Source organism: Archangium gephyra (genome assembly GCF_042230915.1).
GTDB lineage: Bacteria > Myxococcota > Myxococcia > Myxococcales > Myxococcaceae > Archangium > Archangium gephyra_B.
Window position 1 is genome coordinate 6,832,276 of the sequence record NZ_CP102578.1, and the last position, 16,015, is coordinate 6,848,290.

General features: G+C 69.6%; 12 protein-coding genes. 5 read left to right on the forward strand and 7 right to left on the reverse strand.

From position 1 onward, the window contains the following. Positions 1 to 85: 85 nt before the first annotated feature. The 4 genes from NR798_RS26685 to NR798_RS26700 form a co-directional block, all read right to left on the reverse strand. Entirely contained in the window at positions 86 to 1,822 is a 1,737-nt protein-coding gene (locus tag NR798_RS26685) for a hypothetical protein (RefSeq protein ID WP_375765320.1), read from the reverse strand. A gap of 130 nt (positions 1,823 to 1,952) precedes the next feature. Further along, positions 1,953 to 2,552: an HNH endonuclease gene (locus NR798_RS26690; RefSeq protein WP_375765321.1), complete on the reverse strand. Its 600-nt coding sequence runs from the start codon at positions 2,550 to 2,552 to the stop codon at positions 1,953 to 1,955. Further along, complete coding sequence (gene selA / locus NR798_RS26695; protein WP_375765322.1) at positions 2,546 to 3,943, reverse strand: L-seryl-tRNA(Sec) selenium transferase; 1,398 nt, start codon at positions 3,941 to 3,943, stop codon at positions 2,546 to 2,548. Before selA ends, NR798_RS26690 begins: the two co-directional genes overlap by 7 nt. 72 nt (positions 3,944 to 4,015) lie before the next feature. Continuing rightward, positions 4,016 to 6,409, reverse strand: coding sequence for a transglycosylase SLT domain-containing protein (locus NR798_RS26700; protein WP_375765323.1), 2,394 nt, complete (start codon positions 6,407 to 6,409; stop codon positions 4,016 to 4,018). Positions 6,410 to 6,511: 102 nt separating this feature from the next. Here NR798_RS26700 and NR798_RS26705 point away from each other — a divergent pair, with 102 nt between their 5' ends. Further along, positions 6,512 to 8,734 (forward strand): ATP-binding protein, encoded by a 2,223-nt coding sequence (locus tag NR798_RS26705; RefSeq protein ID WP_375765324.1) that lies wholly within the window; start codon positions 6,512 to 6,514, stop codon positions 8,732 to 8,734. A gap of 85 nt (positions 8,735 to 8,819) precedes the next feature. Here NR798_RS26705 and NR798_RS26710 read toward each other — a convergent pair whose 3' ends face one another. Both NR798_RS26710 and NR798_RS26715 read right to left on the reverse strand, forming a co-directional pair. Beyond that, positions 8,820 to 9,305, reverse strand: coding sequence for a hypothetical protein (locus tag NR798_RS26710; protein ID WP_375765325.1), 486 nt, complete (start codon positions 9,303 to 9,305; stop codon positions 8,820 to 8,822). Between the two features lie 221 nt (positions 9,306 to 9,526). Then, positions 9,527 to 10,414 (reverse strand): hypothetical protein, encoded by an 888-nt coding sequence (locus NR798_RS26715; protein WP_375765326.1) that lies wholly within the window; start codon positions 10,412 to 10,414, stop codon positions 9,527 to 9,529. A gap of 67 nt (positions 10,415 to 10,481) precedes the next feature. Here NR798_RS26715 and NR798_RS26720 point away from each other — a divergent pair, with 67 nt between their 5' ends. The 3 genes from NR798_RS26720 to NR798_RS26730 all read left to right on the forward strand — a co-directional run bounded on the left by NR798_RS26720 (position 10,482) and on the right by NR798_RS26730 (position 13,707). Beyond that, positions 10,482 to 11,126 carry a hypothetical protein gene (locus NR798_RS26720; protein WP_375765327.1) on the forward strand — a complete coding sequence of 215 codons (645 nt, stop codon included), beginning with the start codon at positions 10,482 to 10,484 and terminating at the stop codon, positions 11,124 to 11,126. After that, on the forward strand, positions 11,123 to 12,766 hold the full coding sequence (lnt, locus tag NR798_RS26725) for an apolipoprotein N-acyltransferase (protein WP_375765328.1): 1,644 nt from the start codon (positions 11,123 to 11,125) through the stop codon (positions 12,764 to 12,766). Before NR798_RS26720 ends, lnt begins: the two co-directional genes overlap by 4 nt. 113 nt (positions 12,767 to 12,879) lie before the next feature. Then, a complete protein-coding gene (locus NR798_RS26730) occupies positions 12,880 to 13,707 on the forward strand; it encodes a TPM domain-containing protein (protein ID WP_375765329.1) in 828 nt (275 codons plus the stop codon). 19 nt (positions 13,708 to 13,726) lie between these two features. Here the strand turns inward: NR798_RS26730 and NR798_RS26735 are convergent, their stop codons facing one another. Then, positions 13,727 to 14,986 carry a dipeptidase gene (locus NR798_RS26735; RefSeq protein ID WP_375765330.1) on the reverse strand — a complete coding sequence of 420 codons (1,260 nt, stop codon included), beginning with the start codon at positions 14,984 to 14,986 and terminating at the stop codon, positions 13,727 to 13,729. 122 nt (positions 14,987 to 15,108) lie between these two features. On the opposite strand from NR798_RS26735, the gene NR798_RS26740 reads away from it, so the two are divergent. Next, the gene (locus NR798_RS26740; protein ID WP_375765331.1) at positions 15,109 to 15,996 is read left to right on the forward strand and encodes a hypothetical protein; all 888 of its coding nucleotides are present in this window, start codon (positions 15,109 to 15,111) and stop codon (positions 15,994 to 15,996) included. Positions 15,997 to 16,015: the final 19 nt, after the last annotated feature.

The following is a 16,015-nucleotide window of genomic DNA, read 5'->3' on the forward strand; positions in this document are numbered from 1 at the left end:
GGCTGCGACGCGGAGGAGGGACTGGGTGGACTCAAAGCATCCGTATCAAAACCTGTCCCGCGCTCCGCGTCGACTCCCTGGCCAATTAGTTGATGGGGATCCGGCAGACGCAGGCCGAAGTTCCATCGCACGCCAGCCCGGTCGACGTGCGGCAGGACAAGCCCGTGCAGCACGGGCTGGTCGGCGAGCAGGCTTGGCCGCTGGACGAGCAGGTAGCCCCGTCCTGGCATCTGCCGGTGGTGTCCCCCGCGGGGACGTCGCAGCGCAGGCCGCTGCAGCAGTCCGAGCCGGAGGTGCACGTCCCATTCATGGGCTGGCAGGCCGCGGGCGCCTCGCACTTACCCGCCGAGCAGATGCTCGAGCAGCACTGGCTGGCGGAGGAGCACGTGGTGCCGTTGGCCTGGCAGGCGCCGCCCGTGCCCGCGTCCGCAGGGGTGCCACCGTCCGAGGGAGGCGGCGGGGTGTAGGGCACCTGGCAGGCCTTGGTCAGCTCGGAGGTGGGCAGGCACTGGGTGCCCGCGCAGCACGAGTCGCCGCCATCCGTCCCGCAGGGCGTCCCCACCGGGGCGCACGTCGGCTTCTGGCAGGACAGCCGGCCCGTCCCATCACCCGCCGGGAGGCACAGGGCACCATCGCAGCACTGCTCGGAGAACTGGCAGGTGTTGGTCTGCGCGATGCAGCAGGGCGCCTCGCCGGTGTAGCCGCTGGGACATGCGCCACTCGGGCCGGTACCGCCGCCGAAGCAGCGCGGCACGCCGGAGGAGTCCACCTGGCACACTTCCTTCTTGCCGTCGCAGCAGTTCTGGGAGGCGTTGATGTCGACGGAGCCACCGTCCGGCAGCGTCCCGGCGCCGCAGATGTTGCCCACGCCGTTGCAGGCCTGCCCGTTGTCGCAGCGGCCGCCCACGCACTTCACGGTGCCGTTGGGGTTGATGGGCCCGCCGTCGGGGAACTTGCCACCGCCGCAGCAGTCGCTGTCCTGGTTGCAGAAGTTTCCGGTGAGCTTGCAACCACCCACAGGCTGGCAGACCGTGGCGCCGTAGCCGAGGTCCACGCAGGTCCGCGAGCAGCAGCCGGAGCCGCTGCTGCACGGGTTGCCGTCCTGAACGCAGGCGCCACCACCACCACCGGTGATCAACTGGCAACGGCCCACGCCGCCGTCCGGGGCCGAGCACGCGTTGCCGCAGCACTCCGAGTTCTTGGTGCAGATGTCGCCGTAGCCCTGGCAGGAGTAGGCACGGGCGCAGATGCCGGCCTGGCAGTTGGTGGAGCAGCAGTCGCCGTCGCCCGCACACGCCTGGCCAATCACCTTGCACATCGAGCTGGTGTCGCTCGGAATCTGGGCGCACTTGCCGCCGGTGCACGTCTTGGTGCAGCACTGCTCGCTGGTGGAGCACGAGCCGCCGATGTCGAGGCACTGGGTGGCGCCGCACGTGCCGTTGCTCAGGCACACGTTGGTGCAGCAATTGATGCCGGAGGTGCAGGCCTCGCCGGGGGTCCGGCAGAGCGTGTCGGGCTCCGCACAACGGCTGTCCGCACCACACACACCGCTACAGCACAAGGTCCCCGTCCCCGCATCATCGGCACGGCTGCAGGCAGCGCCCACGTTCAAGCACGCCGGGGGCACACCGCCATCCGGGAGGGTCCCGGGACCGCCGTCATCCGGGGTGACGTCCCCACCATCATCACCATTGTTGGTTCCGCCGTCGTCGATGACCCCTGCGTCATCGTTGGTACCCGGCGGCCCACCGCCACAGTCACAGCCCGCGATGCTCATGACCAGTGCGAGCGCGCTCAGCACCAGCCAGCGATTCTTCTGCATGGATGTCTCCCTGAAAGTCGAAGCGAGGACAGAATCCGCGCTTCGCGGGAGACCCCACAAGCCCTACATCGGCCACGGCCAAAGGCCCGCTACAAGCCGCCTGGAAAACTCCAGTGGCGTGCAGGCCCCGCTAGTCGTCGAGCAGCTCGACGTTCCAGTACGAGGCGTCGGCGAGGTTCAGGAACGGCAGCCACTCGCGGTAGGTGATGCGGCGGGAGGCGCCGCGGAAGAAGGGCGTCCAGCGGGGCCGCATGGGCACCTTGAGGAGCTTCATGCCCGCCTGCGCCGGCGTGCGCCCGCCCTTGCGGAGGTTGCAGGGCACGCACGAGCACACCACGTTCTCCCAGCTCGTCTTGCCCCCCTGGGAGCGCGGCACGACATGGTCCAGGTTCAGCTCCGAGCGCGGCAACTGCCGGGCGCAGTACTGGCAGGTGTCATGGTCGCGCGCGTAGATGTTGAGGCGGGAGAAGCGCACCCGGCCCTTGGGCAGGTACTCGTAGGCGGAGAGCACCACCACCCGGGGCACGCGGATGCGCCGGTCGATGGTGTTGACGCTGTCGTGCGGGGCACTGGCGCTCAGGGCCGCCCAGTCCGCGAACTCATAGAGGCGGTACTGGGTGTCGATGGCCTTGGCCACGCCCAGGTAGAGCAGCGAGAGGGCGCGCTTCACCGAGGTGACGTGCACCGGTTGATAGTTACGGTTCAGGACGAGAACGGCGCTGTTCAACATGCATGCCTTCCCTGTGAGGCCGTACCGACGGCGTCAGCGACCGGCCCGAGGTCCTCCTCCGCCAGACACCGGACGTCCATAACCACCTCGCCGTCCGAGATCCGCCCAATCACCGGAACTCGCGCTCCGCGAAGACATTCCAGGAACGCTGCTGGCTCCCCAACGGTGAGGATGCACGCATAGGACGGCAACCTGGCCAGGGGCATCGCTCCTCCGCCTACCTGTCCCGAGATGGGCGCCACCCGGGCCTTGAGTCCCTTCAACACCAGGAGGCCGTGCAAGCGCTCGGCGCGAGCCTTGAGCTCCTCGACGGGCCAGGTGAGCATCCGGTAGGTGGGGACGGCCTCCGGCCGGCCATCCCGGTACAGCTCCAGCGTGGCCTCCAGGGCCGCCACCGTCATCTTGTCGATGCGCAGCGCCCGGGTGAGCGGGTGCTTCTTGATGCGGGCGATCAACTCGGTGCGGCCCACGATGATGCCGGCCTGCGGCCCTCCCAGCAGCTTGTCCCCGGAGAAGGCCACCACGTCGGCGCCCGCGGCCACGGTGGCGGGCACGGTGGGCTCCTCCGTGAGGCCCTCGCCCGTGAGCGGCACCAGCGCCCCGGAGCCCAGGTCCACGAACACGGGCACCCCGCGCGCGCGGCCGAGCGCGGACAGCTCCTTCACCTCCACCTCCTCGGTGAAGCCCACCACCGCGAAGTTGGAGCGGTGCACCTTCATCAGCACGCCGGTGTCCGGCGTGAGGGCCGACTCGTAGTCCGAGCGGCGGGTGCGGTTGGTGGTGCCCACCTCCACCAGGCGCGCCCCGGACTGCTTCATCACGTCCGGCACCCGGAAGCCGCCGCCGATCTCCACCAGCTCCCCGCGCGAGACGATGGCCTCGTGGCCCGCCGCCAGCGTGGCGAGCACCAGCAGCGCCGCGCCCGCGCAGTTGTTCACCACCAGGGCGTCCTCGGCACCGGTGAGCTGGGTGAGCAGCTCCACCACGGGGGCATAGCGGCTGCCGCGCTCGCCCTCGTCCAGGTCGTACTCGAGGTTGGAGTAGCCGCGCGCCACCTCGGCCACGCGGGCCACGGCCTCGGGGGCCAGCGGGGCGCGGCCCAGGTTGGTGTGCAGCACCACCCCGGTGGCGTTGAGCACGGGCCGCAGGTTGGGCGTGGCCAGCACGCGCAGCGCCTCGTCCACGTCCTCGTCCTCGAAGGGACGGGCCTCGCCGCGCAACAGCCGCTCGCGCACGCGCGCCACCGCCAGCCGCAGCGCCGCCACGGCTCGGGGACGCGGAATCGCCGCCAGCCTCTCCTCCAGGGAGGGCCGGCGCAGGAGCTGCTCAATGGAGGGGAGCGCTCGCAGCAGAGCGTTCTTCCCCCCGTTCTCGGTCGAGGGTGCACCCACGAGCCGGATTGTAAGGGGCCGGGGGCTCGCGCGCCACCCAACTCCCCTGCCCTTCACGTCCGGGAGTGGACGCTACCGGCTGGCGGCCTGCACACCCGACACCTTGGCCGGCCGCCCGTAGAGCAGCTGGTAGGTGTTGTAGGAGCGCAGCACCCGCTTGATGTAGCCGCGCGTCTCCGCGATGGGCACTTCCTCCACCCACGCGTCCAGCGGCACCCCCGGACGGTCCGCGCGCCACCGGTCGATGGCGTTGGGGCCGGCGTTGTAGCTGCCCACCGCATACGGGGTGTGCCCGGAGAAGCGCTTGATGAGCGAGCCCAGGTACTGCGCGCCCAGCCGGATGTTGAGGTCCGGCTCCAGGAGCGCCTGGGTCGTCACCTTCTTGAGCTTGAGCTGGCGCGCCACCGCCTGCGCCGTGGAGGGCATGAGCTGGGTGAGGCCCAGCGCGCCCGCCCAGGAGAGCGCCTTGGGGTCCAACGCGCTCTCCTCGCGCATCAACGCCTGGAGCAGATCCGGCTCCACGCCAGCCGCGGCGGTGTGCTTCTCGATGAGCGCGCGGAAGGCGTTGGGGTAGGCCACCTCCCACACCGGCCGCGTCTCCGGGGTGATGCGGCCGCTCAGGTCGCGGCGCAGCGCCACGCGGGCCACCGCATGGGCACCCCGCTCGTCACCCGAGAGCGACAGCAGCTGGACGAGCAGCCGGACATTCTCCGACGGCAGGTTGGTGCGGTTGACGGCGAGCAGCTCCGAGGAGACGGCCTCGGGGAAGCCCAGGCGCATCAGCTCCACGGCGGCGGTGAAGTGCGGATCCTTCTCCATCGCCCCCGCGTGCAGCGGCCAGGGACCGCGGCGCTCCTGCTGGGTGAAGTCGATCTGCGGCGCCACGCGCTCCATGCGCGCGGGCTCCAGCTCGGCGAGCATCGTGCGAGCCATCAGCCCGTAGTAGGTGGCCGGGTGCTCCACCGCGATCGTCTCGAAGAGCTCCGCCGCGGTCTTCTTGTCACCCTTGTCCTGCAGGGTGCGCGCCCGCCAGTACTGCGCGCGCTCCAGGTCGTACGTCTCGTCCGCGTCGGCGAAGCGCTTCTCGATCTCCAGGAGCATGGGCACCCCGCCGTCCGCGGCCTTCAGCGTGCGGGAGATCCAGAAGTCCTTGAAGAGCGCCTCGCCGAGAAAGTCCCCCTGGGGGTAGAGCTTCACCACGTCCTTGAGCCGCTGCGAGGCCAGCTCCAGACGGCCCGTCTTCGTATAGAGGTCCGCGGCGTAGAAGAGGGCGTCGTCGGCGAAGGAGTGATCCGGGTACTCGCGGGCGAGCCGCTCGTACGTCTGCGGGCCCTGCACCTGGTCCACGATGGAGCGCGACGAGCCGAGCACGTACATGGCACGCGGCAGCAGATCGCGGTCCTGGCACTTCTCCACCACGGGGGTGAGCGTGGAGATGGCGCGGGTGTGCTGGCGCTCCTTGCGCAGGCCCTTGCCGAAGGCGAAGTGCGCGCGGCAGGCGAGCGCGTCCGGCAGCTTGAGCTTGGGCAGCAGCGGCTCGAGCACGTCGAGGCCCTGCTTGTTGCGGTGCAGCTCGATGAGCTGCTCGGCGCGCGCCACCTTGATGTCCACGGGCGCCTGCTGGCCCTTGAGCCGCTTCTCGGCCTGCTGGGCCAGGGGCGTGAGGGGGTGGTTGGCCCACAGGCGCCAGAGGAACTCACGCTCGCGCGTCTTGTCCTTCTTCTCGGCGGCGATGTCGGCGCTGGCCATGAGGGCCTCGGCGGCGACGTTGCGGCCCCAGGAGGGCGAGGTGCGGCTGGACAGGGGAGCGAGCGCGGCGAGCGCGGCCTCGGTGTCCTTGGCCTTGCGCAGCACCCGGCCGAGCGCCAGGCGGGCATCGGCGTACAGCCGGGAGCTGTCGGGCACCTGGGCGAGCAGCACGGCGGCGTCGGCGAAGCGGCCGAGCGACTCGAGCGCCACGCCGGCATGGGTGAGGCAGCGATCGCGCAGCGCGGGGTAGTCCCCGGCCAGGGCGGTCATCTCCTCGGCGGCGCGCTTGTCATCCCCGGCGCGCACCGCGCTCAGGGCACGCAGGTAGCGCACCGGCAGGGAGTGGCCCTCCTTCTCCAGCAGCTCGCGGGCGCGGACGTAGAAGCCCTTGTCGAAGGCCTGCTTGGCCTCCAGGAGCTTGCCCTGGGCGAAGTACGGCGCCAGGTCGTCCAGGCCGTAGGCGCGGCCCTTGAAGATGCGGGGCTGCGCGGGCGCGGGCGGAGGTGGATCCGGGAAGGCGGGGTTGAGCACCTCCACATACCCGGGAGACACGAGCACCTTGTCGGCGTCGGGAGGTGGGGAGAGCTGGGCCTCGGACGGGGCATTGCCCGTGAGAGCCTGGGGAGCCGCGGAGGGCTCCTCGGTGAGCGGCGCCTGGGCAAAGGCCAACGAGGTGGCGGCGGCGGCGGCGGCGAGCAGGGGGACGAAGGCTTTCATACGGGATGGGCCCTCAGGTGATGGGCCTGGGCAGCCACGGAGACAACTGGAAGCAGGGAAAAAATTTCCGCGAACGAACGGAGGTTAGACTGGCCACCACGCATGGACATCCGGACACAGAGCGCACTCCTCGCATCCATCATCGGGCTGGCGCTGGGCGTTTCCATGTTGTTGCGGGCGGGACGTCCACGGGTGCTCACGCTCTACTCCGTCTTCGCGTTGACAGTGGGCGGGTACTACCTCTCCAGCTTCTTCCACAGCCTCTTCGCGGGCGCGGAGTACCCGTGGGTGTCGCGGGTGGCGGTGGGTGCCACCATTCTACTGGCTTCGCTCGTTCCTGGCGCGGCAGTCGCCTTCTTCCTCGAATTCCTGGGGGTCAGCAAGGGAACACATCTGCTCGGCAGGCGGCTCGCTGTGCTCTCCGCCGTGTTCGGCCTGGCCGTCGCGGTGTCCCCGCTGGCCCTCAATGGCTGGGCGAAGCTGGCCATGGGCGCCTGGGTGCTCGGTGCGCTGCTGGGCTCGGTTTCGTTGCTGCTCCGACGAGTCAGCACCACCGAGTCGCGCATCGAACGGTTGCGCCTGACGTACCTGGCCATCGGCGCCGGGGCGGCCATCCTCTTCACGGCGCTGGACATGCTCGAGCGCTACGGGCTGCCCTTCCCCACCCTGGGGCCGGTCTTCACCACGCTCTACCTGTTCTTCCTGGCCCAGACGCTGCTGCGGCTGCGGCTGATGGACCTGCACGAGCTGCTGGGGAAGATCGCCTCGCAGACGGTGCTGGCCACCATCCTGGCCGCGGTCTTCACGGTGCTGACGGTCTGGGTGGACCAGAACAACACCTCGCTCTTCGTCTTCAACACGGTGGTGGCGGCCTTCGTGGTGCTCATCCTGCTGGAGCCGCTGCGGGTGAAGGTGGAGGAGCAGGTGGTGTCCATCTTCTTCCGCGAGCGCTTCGAGCTGCTGCGGGTGCTGGGCAACGCGCGGGCGAGGATGGCCGGCGTCATCGAGATCTCCGAGCTGGCGCGCATGGTGCTGGACGCGCTGCACGAGTCGGGGCGCATCACCCATGCCTCGCTCTACCTGCTGGCCGAGGACAGGCCGGGCTACCGGCTGCTGGACGCGCGGGGACCGGCGCCGGTGAGCTTCCTGGACACGGGCGCGGCGCGGGGCGTGCTGTTCGCGGTGGCCTCGGGACAGAAGGCGGTGCTGCTGGAGAACGTGGAGCGGAGGATCGCGGTGCTGCGGCAGCAGGCCGTGGAGGGCAAGCGCTTCCGGGACGAGCTCAAGCGGCTCAACGACACACGCGCGGCGCTGTTGCAGATGAAGGGCGGCATCACCGTGCCGCTGCTGGGCAATGATCGCGTCATCGGCTTCCTCAACATGTGGGACGAGCGGGTGCCGGAGGCATACGCCTCGGACGAGATCGCGCTCATCCTGGAGGTGGCCGAGCGGCTGGCGACGGCGCTGGAGAACTCGAAGCTGTACGAGAAGATCCGCGAGCGGGACCGCCTGGCGGCCCTGGGCGAGATGGCGGCGGGCCTGGCGCATGAGATCCGCAACCCGCTGGGCGCCATCAAGGGCGCGGCACAGTGCCTGGATCCGAAGCGGCTGCCGGGGGAAGAGGGCGAGTTCCTGGAGGTCATCGTCGAGGAGGTGAACCGCCTCAATGGGGTGGTGTCGGCGTTCCTCGATTATTCGCGCCCGCTGAAGCAGACCTTCGGGCCCACGGACCTGAACGAGGTGGTGACGCGGACGGTGCGGCTCATCCAGAACGAGATGCCCCAGGGCATCGAGCTCAAGGTGGAGCAGGAGGAGGCCCTGCCGCGGGTGGAGGCGGACGCGGAGCAGCTCAAGCAGGTGCTGATCAACCTGGTGCAGAACGCGATGCAGGCGATGGTGGACACCGGAGGCGCCATCACCGTGAAGACGGTGCGGCCGGATCGCTTCACGGACTTCCGCTCGGCGGGGGACTCGTTCGTGGAGCTGCACGTGACGGACACGGGCCCGGGGATTCCGCAGGAGCAGCAGCAGCACGTCTTCGTGCCCTTCTACACGACGAAGCAGAAGGGAACGGGACTGGGACTGGCCATCAGCCAGCGCATCGTGAAGAACCACGGCGGGACGCTGTCGGTGCAGAGCAAGCCGGGCGAGGGCGCGACGTTCATCATCCGCCTGCCCGCCCCTGCGTCCGATCCGGTCCAGGCTCCGGAGCCGGTCCTCATGGATGGAACGCCCTTCCCCACCACGAGGCCCGCCGAGGGCACTCCGCCTCCTCCCAAGTCCGAGCGCAAGCCGAAGCGCGACAAGAAACGCCGCACGGGCTGAGGCAGAGACGCCGAGGACCGGGGCACGCCGTCTACTCGACTGAATGGCGCGCGCGCGTCTTGGGCTTCTTGCGGCGTTCGGGTCCCTATTCAGCGACTTCGGTGTCAAGACCGATGAGGCTCTTAGCTCGGGCGAGCGAGAACTCGACCTGCTCCCGCGCCGCCGGATGCGGCGGCTTGATGCGAGCCCGCCGCTCGAAGTCAGCGATGAGCGCGGCTGTCCTGCGCAGCCCCGCTGGAGACCCTCTGGCGGCCTGTGCTGCCCAGCCACACACCAATAGGCGGTCGTCCATCGAGGAATAGCCGAGCCGTTCCATCCGCCGCAGATACGGCGAGAACCTTCTCCAAGGACCAGCACAGGTCTCCATGAGAAAGGCTCCGGTGAGACGCCTCTGCACCTGTCGTTTCCCGGCCGCGGTTCGCATCTCCTTCAGAAAGCGCTTTTCGAGCTGCCTGAACGCCTGAATCTTCTTGGCGACGGGTGCAGTTCGAAGTGAGAGGTAGAGGCGATCCCACTCTTGCGCCAGGCGCCCCAGCCGCTCCTCTTCGTCCTTGTTCAAAGGCCTGGGCATGGCAGCCTTACTCCATTCCACGTGTAGATCGCTTCGGGCCAGAAACCATTGGATGTGCAGTAGGCCAGGCAGGAAGCACAACGGCTATAGCCCGCAGCATGTCCATTCATGCTGCCACCACCATCCAAGCACTGCCTTCCTTCCCAAGAACGCAGCCCCCCGCCCAACGTCGACCATCCGACTTGGACGCCAGCTCCCCGGCTCCGCCAGCGGCTGACGCCTTACTGGAGGAACCTCCACGCCACGAGCGAGCAGAAGCCCCCGTAGTAGAGCACCGCGCTGGCGACCTCCACGAACCGCCGCACGCCCCTCGCTCGCCCCGGGGAGATCCACGCCGCCGCGAAGGCCACCAGCTCGGACAGGACGCGCCAGAGGCTGGCGAACAGCACCAGCAGCGCGGTGAAGTAGATCCAATAGGTGAAGAAGCTCTGCAGGTACGGCCCCAGCCCGTACATGCGGTACTGCGCGAACGGCCCACCGTAGGTGATGCGCTGGTTGAGCTGGAACATGATGACGGTGGGCACCAGCGGGAACAGGACGAACTTGAGCGCCACGTGGGACCAGCGCCGGCGGATGACCGTGGCCCGGGCGTGCGCGAACGCCGTGAGCGGGTGATGCGCCTCCTTCCCCATCGCCTCCAACACCGGCAGTGGATCCGCCACCCGCAGCCCGTACTGGAAGCCCCGCCCCGACTTCATCCGCAACGACACGCCCGCTCCCGGCATGGGCAGCCGCCAGACCCGGGCGGACTCCACCGAGGTGGCGGGGATCTCGAACCGATCGCCGCGGCGCTGCAGCACGAACCGTGACGGCTCGACGGAGAAGGTGGCGGCGGTGAGCCACCGGATGAGCCGGGTCAGGCCGAACAGCCCCAGCGCGAGCAGGGCGAGCCAGCCCGCCAGTGCCGGCGGCTTGGGGTTCATCGCCCCCGTGAAGGTGCCGGTGACGACGAGCACCGAAGCGCACAGGAGGTCGGCCGTCATCAGCACCTGGAGCGCGGAACCGGTGATGCGCAGGGCGAGCGGGTAGGCGTGGACCTGGAAGCGCGAGGCCTCGGCCTGGCCGTTGGCGGAGGGCTCTACGGGTGCATCGGCATGCATGGGGCTCATGGGGGGAACGGATTGCCCGGGCGGCAGGGGGCCCGTAGCATACGGGTCCCGGAGAACAGGGGCGAGAATGGCTTCGCAGCATCCCGAGTACGAGCGGCACGTCGACAGCGATGGCGTGACGCGCATCCAGCGGAAGCGCACCGGTAGCGGCACGTGGATCGTCGGGCTGGGGCTCGGCTTCACCGTCGTGTGTCTGCTCTTGAGTGCCTGGCTCGTGTCATCGCCGGCTCCCGTGCCCGCCACTCCCGAGCTCGAGCCCGTGAGGCTCGCGCAGGGTCCACCCGCGCCCTCCCCCACTCCGCCCCGCCCCGCCCCGAAGGCGGCCCCCCGGCCCCAGAACACCCCGGCGGCCCAACCCTCCGAGCCCGCGCCCCAGGAGGAGCCCGTGCCGCAGGAGGCGGCGCCCTCCGGACCCGCGGAGGGAATCAACCTGTACCGCCCGGGCACCAGCCCCCTCAAGCAGGGCATCATCGTCCCCGAGGGCTTCGAGTTGCCTCCCGGCTACGTGCGCCACTACCAGTCCACCGACAACGGTGAGGGCATCAAGCCGATCCTCATGTTCCATCCGGACTACAAGCCGGTGGACTCCAAGGGGACGCCGGTCGAGCTGCCCTCCAACCGGGTCGTCCCGCCCGAGCTGGCGCCCCAGGGCATGCCCATCGAGATCCTGGAGCTTCCCGAAGGGCCAGAAGGAGTGGAGCCCATTCCATGAGCGCGATGGCCGTACGCGCGAGGCGCCTGGCGCTGCTGCTGCTCGGCGCCGCGGGCACCGCGGGTCTGCTGTGGTTGTTCGGCAGCCAGGAGCCCCTCTGGGTCTCGGCCGGCTGGGTGTCGCTCGTGCCCTGGCTCTGGGTGCTGGACCGGGCCACCTCCCGGCGTGAGACGGTGCTCGCGGGCGTGGCGATGGGCTGTGCCTTCAACGCGGCGCTCTTCGGGTGGTTCCCCGGGGCCCTGCAGAGCTACTCCGGGGCGCCCCTGGCGGTGTGTTGGCTCGCCTTCCTCGTGCTGTCGCCCTTCATGGAGCTGCAGTTCATCACCTTCGCGCTGACCCGCTACCACCTGCGGCGCACCGCCCAGGAGAACCCTCGGGGCTTCTGGTACGTCACCCTCACCGGCGCGCTCGTGTACGTGGGCACCGAGTGGGTGAGCCCCAAGCTCTTCGCCGTGACGCTCGGGCAGGGCTTCATCGCTTCCGAGTCCCTGCGCCAGGGCGCGGACCTCGCCGGGACGCACGGGCTCACGCTCGTGCTCGTCATCGTCAACGTGTGCGTGTTCGAGGCCGGCAGGGCCCTCCTGGCCCGCGGAGTGCGCGAGGGCTCGCGACGCGCGCTGGCTCCGGCGGCCGTGGGGGCGGCGCTCGTGCTGGCCTGCTTCGGGTACGGCCAGTTCCGCTATCGGCAGGTGACCGCGCTCGAGGCGCCCAAGCAAGAGCTGACGGTCGGCGTCGTCCAGGCCAACATCACCAAGTACGAGAAGCTCGCGGCGGAGATGGGCACGTACGACGTGGTGCGGATGATCCTCGACACGCACTACCGGCTCTCGGCCGAGCTGCTCCAGAACCGGAAGCTGGATCTGCTCGTCTGGCCCGAGACGGTGTATCCGACGACCTTCGGCACGCCCAAGAGCGACGCGGGCGCCGAGTTCGACGCGGAGATCCGTGAGTTCGTCTCGCGCGCCGAGGTGCCCCTGCTTTTCGGCACGTACGACCTGGAGCAGGAGCGCGAGTACAACGCCGCCATGTTCCTGGGCCCGGGGCGCAATGGAGCATTGGAGCGCTCGGCCTACCGCAAGACGATGCTCTTCCCGCTGACGGAGTGGGTCCCCGAGCTGATCGACTCACAGTGGCTGCGCGAGCAGATGCCCTGGACGGGCTACTGGAAGCGGGGGCCCGGTCCGCAGACGCTGGCGCTGCAGCTCGGCGGAGGCCGGGCCATCACCGTCGCGCCCCTCATCTGCTACGAGTCCATCTTCCCCAGCTACGTCGCCGAGGAGGCGCGCCGGGGTGCCGAGCTCATCATCACCCTGTCCAATGACTCGTGGTTCTCGGGGACGCCAGCGCCGAAGCAGCACCTGATGCACGCGGCGTTTCGCAGCATCGAGACGCGGCTGCCGCAGGTGCGCGTCACCAACTCGGGCATCTCCGCCCTCATCAGCCCCACGGGCGAGGTGCTCGCCGAGGTGCCAGACTCTCACCGCGCGAGTCTCGCCGTCACGGTCCCCCTGACTCCCCGCGTACCCACGCTGATGGTGGCCTGGGGTGACTGGCTGGGCCCCACCGCCCTGGTGCTGAGCGCGGTGCTGCTCCTCGCGCCCTCGCTCCTGGCGCGCCGCAAGGCCCGCCCGGCCGCGTAGTCCGCGCTGGCCGGGCGATGAGACGAGCGCACGAAAGCCGCTCTCATCCAGCCGCGTTGGAAACAGCGGCTCCCCTGCGCACCTTCTCCAAAGATAGAGCAGGAGGAGAAGCCATGCAGGACAGAAAGAGAGCGCTCGCCTGGTGTGTGTTGGTGTTGCTCGTCGGTCTTCCCGCGATGGGCGCGACGGTGAAATCCATTCCGATGCCCGAGCCGGGAACCTGGTCGGTGGATACCACCGGCAGGCTACGGGCCGAGACCCTCGCGGAGCTGAACCGGATCGGCACGCAGGTCAACGCGTCCGGCCAGGGGCAGCTCGCCATCGTCATGGTGGACTCGACGGAGGGACGGCAGCCTCGCGCCTTCGCCACCGAGCTCTTCAACCTCTGGGGCATCGGGAACGCGGACCGGGACGATGGAGCGCTCCTGTTCGTCGCGATGGACGATCGCAAGGTGGAGATCGTCCTCGGGGATGGCGTGGACTCGGCCGAGGATGTCGGGCGCAGCGATGCGGTGATGGCGAGCATCCTCCCCCTCTTCAAGCAGGGGGATCCCGATAGCGGGGTGCTCGAGGGCGCGCGCGGGTTGACCACGTTGCTGGCCCAGCATCCCCCCCGCGGCACTCCGGCCAAAGGCATGTCCCTGGGAGGCGGCTCCACGGTGCTGAATCAGCTCAGCGGGGAGACCTCCTCACGAGGCTCCGGTGGGTCTCCCTTCTTCGGGTTCGTCGTCGTCGCCGCCGTCATCGCCGGGATCGTGGCGCTCTTCAAGATGGACAAGAACTCCCGTGGACCACGGAGGCCCCGGCCCCCGACCACCACCTATTGGGGAGGTGGAGGCTTCTTTGGTGGCGGTGGAGGCTTCTCTGGAGGAGGAGGCGGCGGCGGCGGCGGCTTCGGAGGCGGCGGCTCGTCCGGAGGCGGGAGCAGCGGGAGCTTCTAAGCTCCCGGCGCTCCGGTGCTCAGTGGCTGGCGGCGTGGGACTCGACCCGCTGCCACACGCGGAAGACGTTGCCCGAGGCGATCTTCTCGATGTCCGCCTCGCTGTAGCCTCGCTCGAGCAGGACGCGGAAGAGGTTGGGGTACTGGGACACGTCCTTGAGCCCGATGGGGAGCGTCGGGCCCACGCCATCGAAGTCCGAGCCGAGGCCCACGTGGTCGATGCCCACCAGCTTCACCACGTGATCGATGTGATCGGCCACGTCCTCCACCCGGGCGAGCGGGGCGGGATGCTCACGCCGGTAGGTCTCCAGGAACGTCCGGATCTCCGGGCTGCCCCGAGTCAGGCCGCGCGCCTTGCCAAAGGTCTCCACCGCCTCGCCGACCTGTCGCTCGTAGTCGTTGGCGGCCTGGGTGAGGAAGACGGAGCCGAAGTTGATCATCACCACCCCACCCTTCGCCGCCAGGGCGCGGATGAGCTCGTCGCTGATGTTGCGCTCGAAGCCGGGCGTGAAGTGGCGGCACGAGGAGTGCGAGGCGATGACGGGCACCTGGCTCAACTCCACCGCCTGGCGGATGGCGTCATCCGAGAGGTGCGAGACGTCCACCATGATGCCTACGCGGTTCATCTCGGCCACCACCTGCTTGCCGAAGGGGCTGAGGCCGTTCCAGGTGCGCTTGCCCCTGTTGAAGGAGGCATCGCTGAGCTGGTTGTCACTGGAGTGCGTGAGGGTGATGTAGCGCACGCCGCGCTGGTGGAAGTGCGCCACGTTCTCCAGCGAGTCCTCGATGGCGGAGCCGTTCTCGATGCCCATCGCGAAGGACACCTTGCCCTCCTGGGTGTTGCGCCGGGCCTGCTCGACCGAGTGGGCCATGGCGAACTTGTCGGGCGACGTGCGGGCGAGCTTCTCCATCATGTCGATCAGCGAGTCCGCGAGGGCCTTCGAGGCCCCGGGCTTCGTCTGAAGCTCGGCGGGCACGTAGATGGACATGAAGGCCACGTCGAACCCGCCCTCCATGGCGCGCGGGTAGTCGAAGTCGCCCTCGGCGGTGCGCTGCGAGACGTCCTCGGTGGGCTGGCCATCCGGCCCCAGCTTCTCGTGAAGGCGGTAGGGCACGTCGACGTGGCCATCCGCGATGATGACGCGCCTGGCGAGCGCGCGGCTGCGCTCGGCGAGGTCCGTGGACGCGGGGCTCGCCGGGGTCTCCTGGCGGTTCGAGCCATGGGTGCAGGAGGTGGTGGCGAGCAGGAAGAGGCTGAGGATCGCGGTGGTCGGTCTCATGGGCACTCCGCTTAGCGCACCGGCGAGCAAGCAGCCAGGGGAGCAACAACCCGCGGAGGGCGTGAATAGATCGAGGCGGTGAACGTCCCACCCATGACGCGGCAGTCCGTGGAGACGATGTCATGACGCCTCGATGGTTGATGTGTCTGGTTCTTGGTCTGGCGGCTCCGGCCGTCCATGCGCAGACCGCTCCGGTCGCCGCGCCAGAGTCCGGGTTCGCCGAGGAATCGGAGATGGACCTGGAGCCCCTGGCGCCCTCACCGCCTCCGGCGCTCCCCTTGGAGCGGCCCACGCCGCGGCCCTTCCCCGACGCGGTGTGGACCTCCGGGCATTGGTACTGGGACGGTGGCGAGTGGCGATTCAAGCCCGGAGCCTGGGTCGCTCGGATGCCGGGCTATCAGTTCGTCAACGGCTACTGGCAACAGGATGGAGACGTCTGGCGGTGGATCTCCGGTGGCTGGGCGAGGCCCGGCTCGACGGACGTGGAGCTCCCCATCGACGTGAGCAGCGAGGAGGTCGCGACGTCCCAACCGCCGCCCCAGCTCCAGGCGGAGACTCCACCGCCCGCGCCCGCCCCGGACCTCACCTGGGCACCCGGTTACTGGTACTGGTCCGGTACCCAGTACGTCTGGGTGGAGGGCACCTGGGTCGCGCCTCCCCAGCCGGATCTGGTCTTCGTCGCGCCGAGATGGCACCGGCGCGGCCACTCGTGGATCTTCATCGACGGGGGCTGGGCGCCCCGTGGCTCGGTGCGGATCGTCGTTCCGGAGTACCGCCACGCGAGGATCGCCGTGAGGTGGGGGCACCCCAACTACTTCTTTCACACCTGGCAGCGCTACCCGGTGATGCGCGGCCACGAATGGAACCGGCCCTGGGGCTGGGGCCGCCCTTACCGTCCCCGCTACCACGACGCGAGCCCCTACCGTGACCACCACCGGGGCGGCCATCACGGCGGCCGGGGCGGTGGCCATCGGGGTGGCGGTCACCGGGGCGGCGGTCATCACCCGTAGACCCTCACCCCAACCCTCT

Coding starts and splice junctions, on each gene's coding strand:
- NR798_RS26705 (WP_375765324.1), top strand. CDS start 6,512: ATGGACATCCGGACACAGAGCGCACTCCTCGCATCCATCATCGGGCTG.
- NR798_RS26720 (WP_375765327.1), top strand. CDS start 10,482: ATGGCTTCGCAGCATCCCGAGTACGAGCGGCACGTCGACAGCGATGGC.
- NR798_RS26740 (WP_375765331.1), top strand. CDS start 15,109: ATGACGCCTCGATGGTTGATGTGTCTGGTTCTTGGTCTGGCGGCTCCG.
- NR798_RS26700 (WP_375765323.1), bottom strand. CDS start 6,409: ATGAAAGCCTTCGTCCCCCTGCTCGCCGCCGCCGCCGCCGCCACCTCG.
- NR798_RS26690 (WP_375765321.1), bottom strand. CDS start 2,552: ATGTTGAACAGCGCCGTTCTCGTCCTGAACCGTAACTATCAACCGGTG.
- NR798_RS26735 (WP_375765330.1), bottom strand. CDS start 14,986: ATGAGACCGACCACCGCGATCCTCAGCCTCTTCCTGCTCGCCACCACC.
- NR798_RS26715 (WP_375765326.1), bottom strand. CDS start 10,414: ATGAGCCCCATGCATGCCGATGCACCCGTAGAGCCCTCCGCCAACGGC.
- NR798_RS26685 (WP_375765320.1), bottom strand. CDS start 1,822: ATGCAGAAGAATCGCTGGCTGGTGCTGAGCGCGCTCGCACTGGTCATG.
- NR798_RS26710 (WP_375765325.1), bottom strand. CDS start 9,305: ATGCCCAGGCCTTTGAACAAGGACGAAGAGGAGCGGCTGGGGCGCCTG.
- NR798_RS26730 (WP_375765329.1), top strand. CDS start 12,880: ATGCAGGACAGAAAGAGAGCGCTCGCCTGGTGTGTGTTGGTGTTGCTC.
- lnt (WP_375765328.1), top strand. CDS start 11,123: ATGAGCGCGATGGCCGTACGCGCGAGGCGCCTGGCGCTGCTGCTGCTC.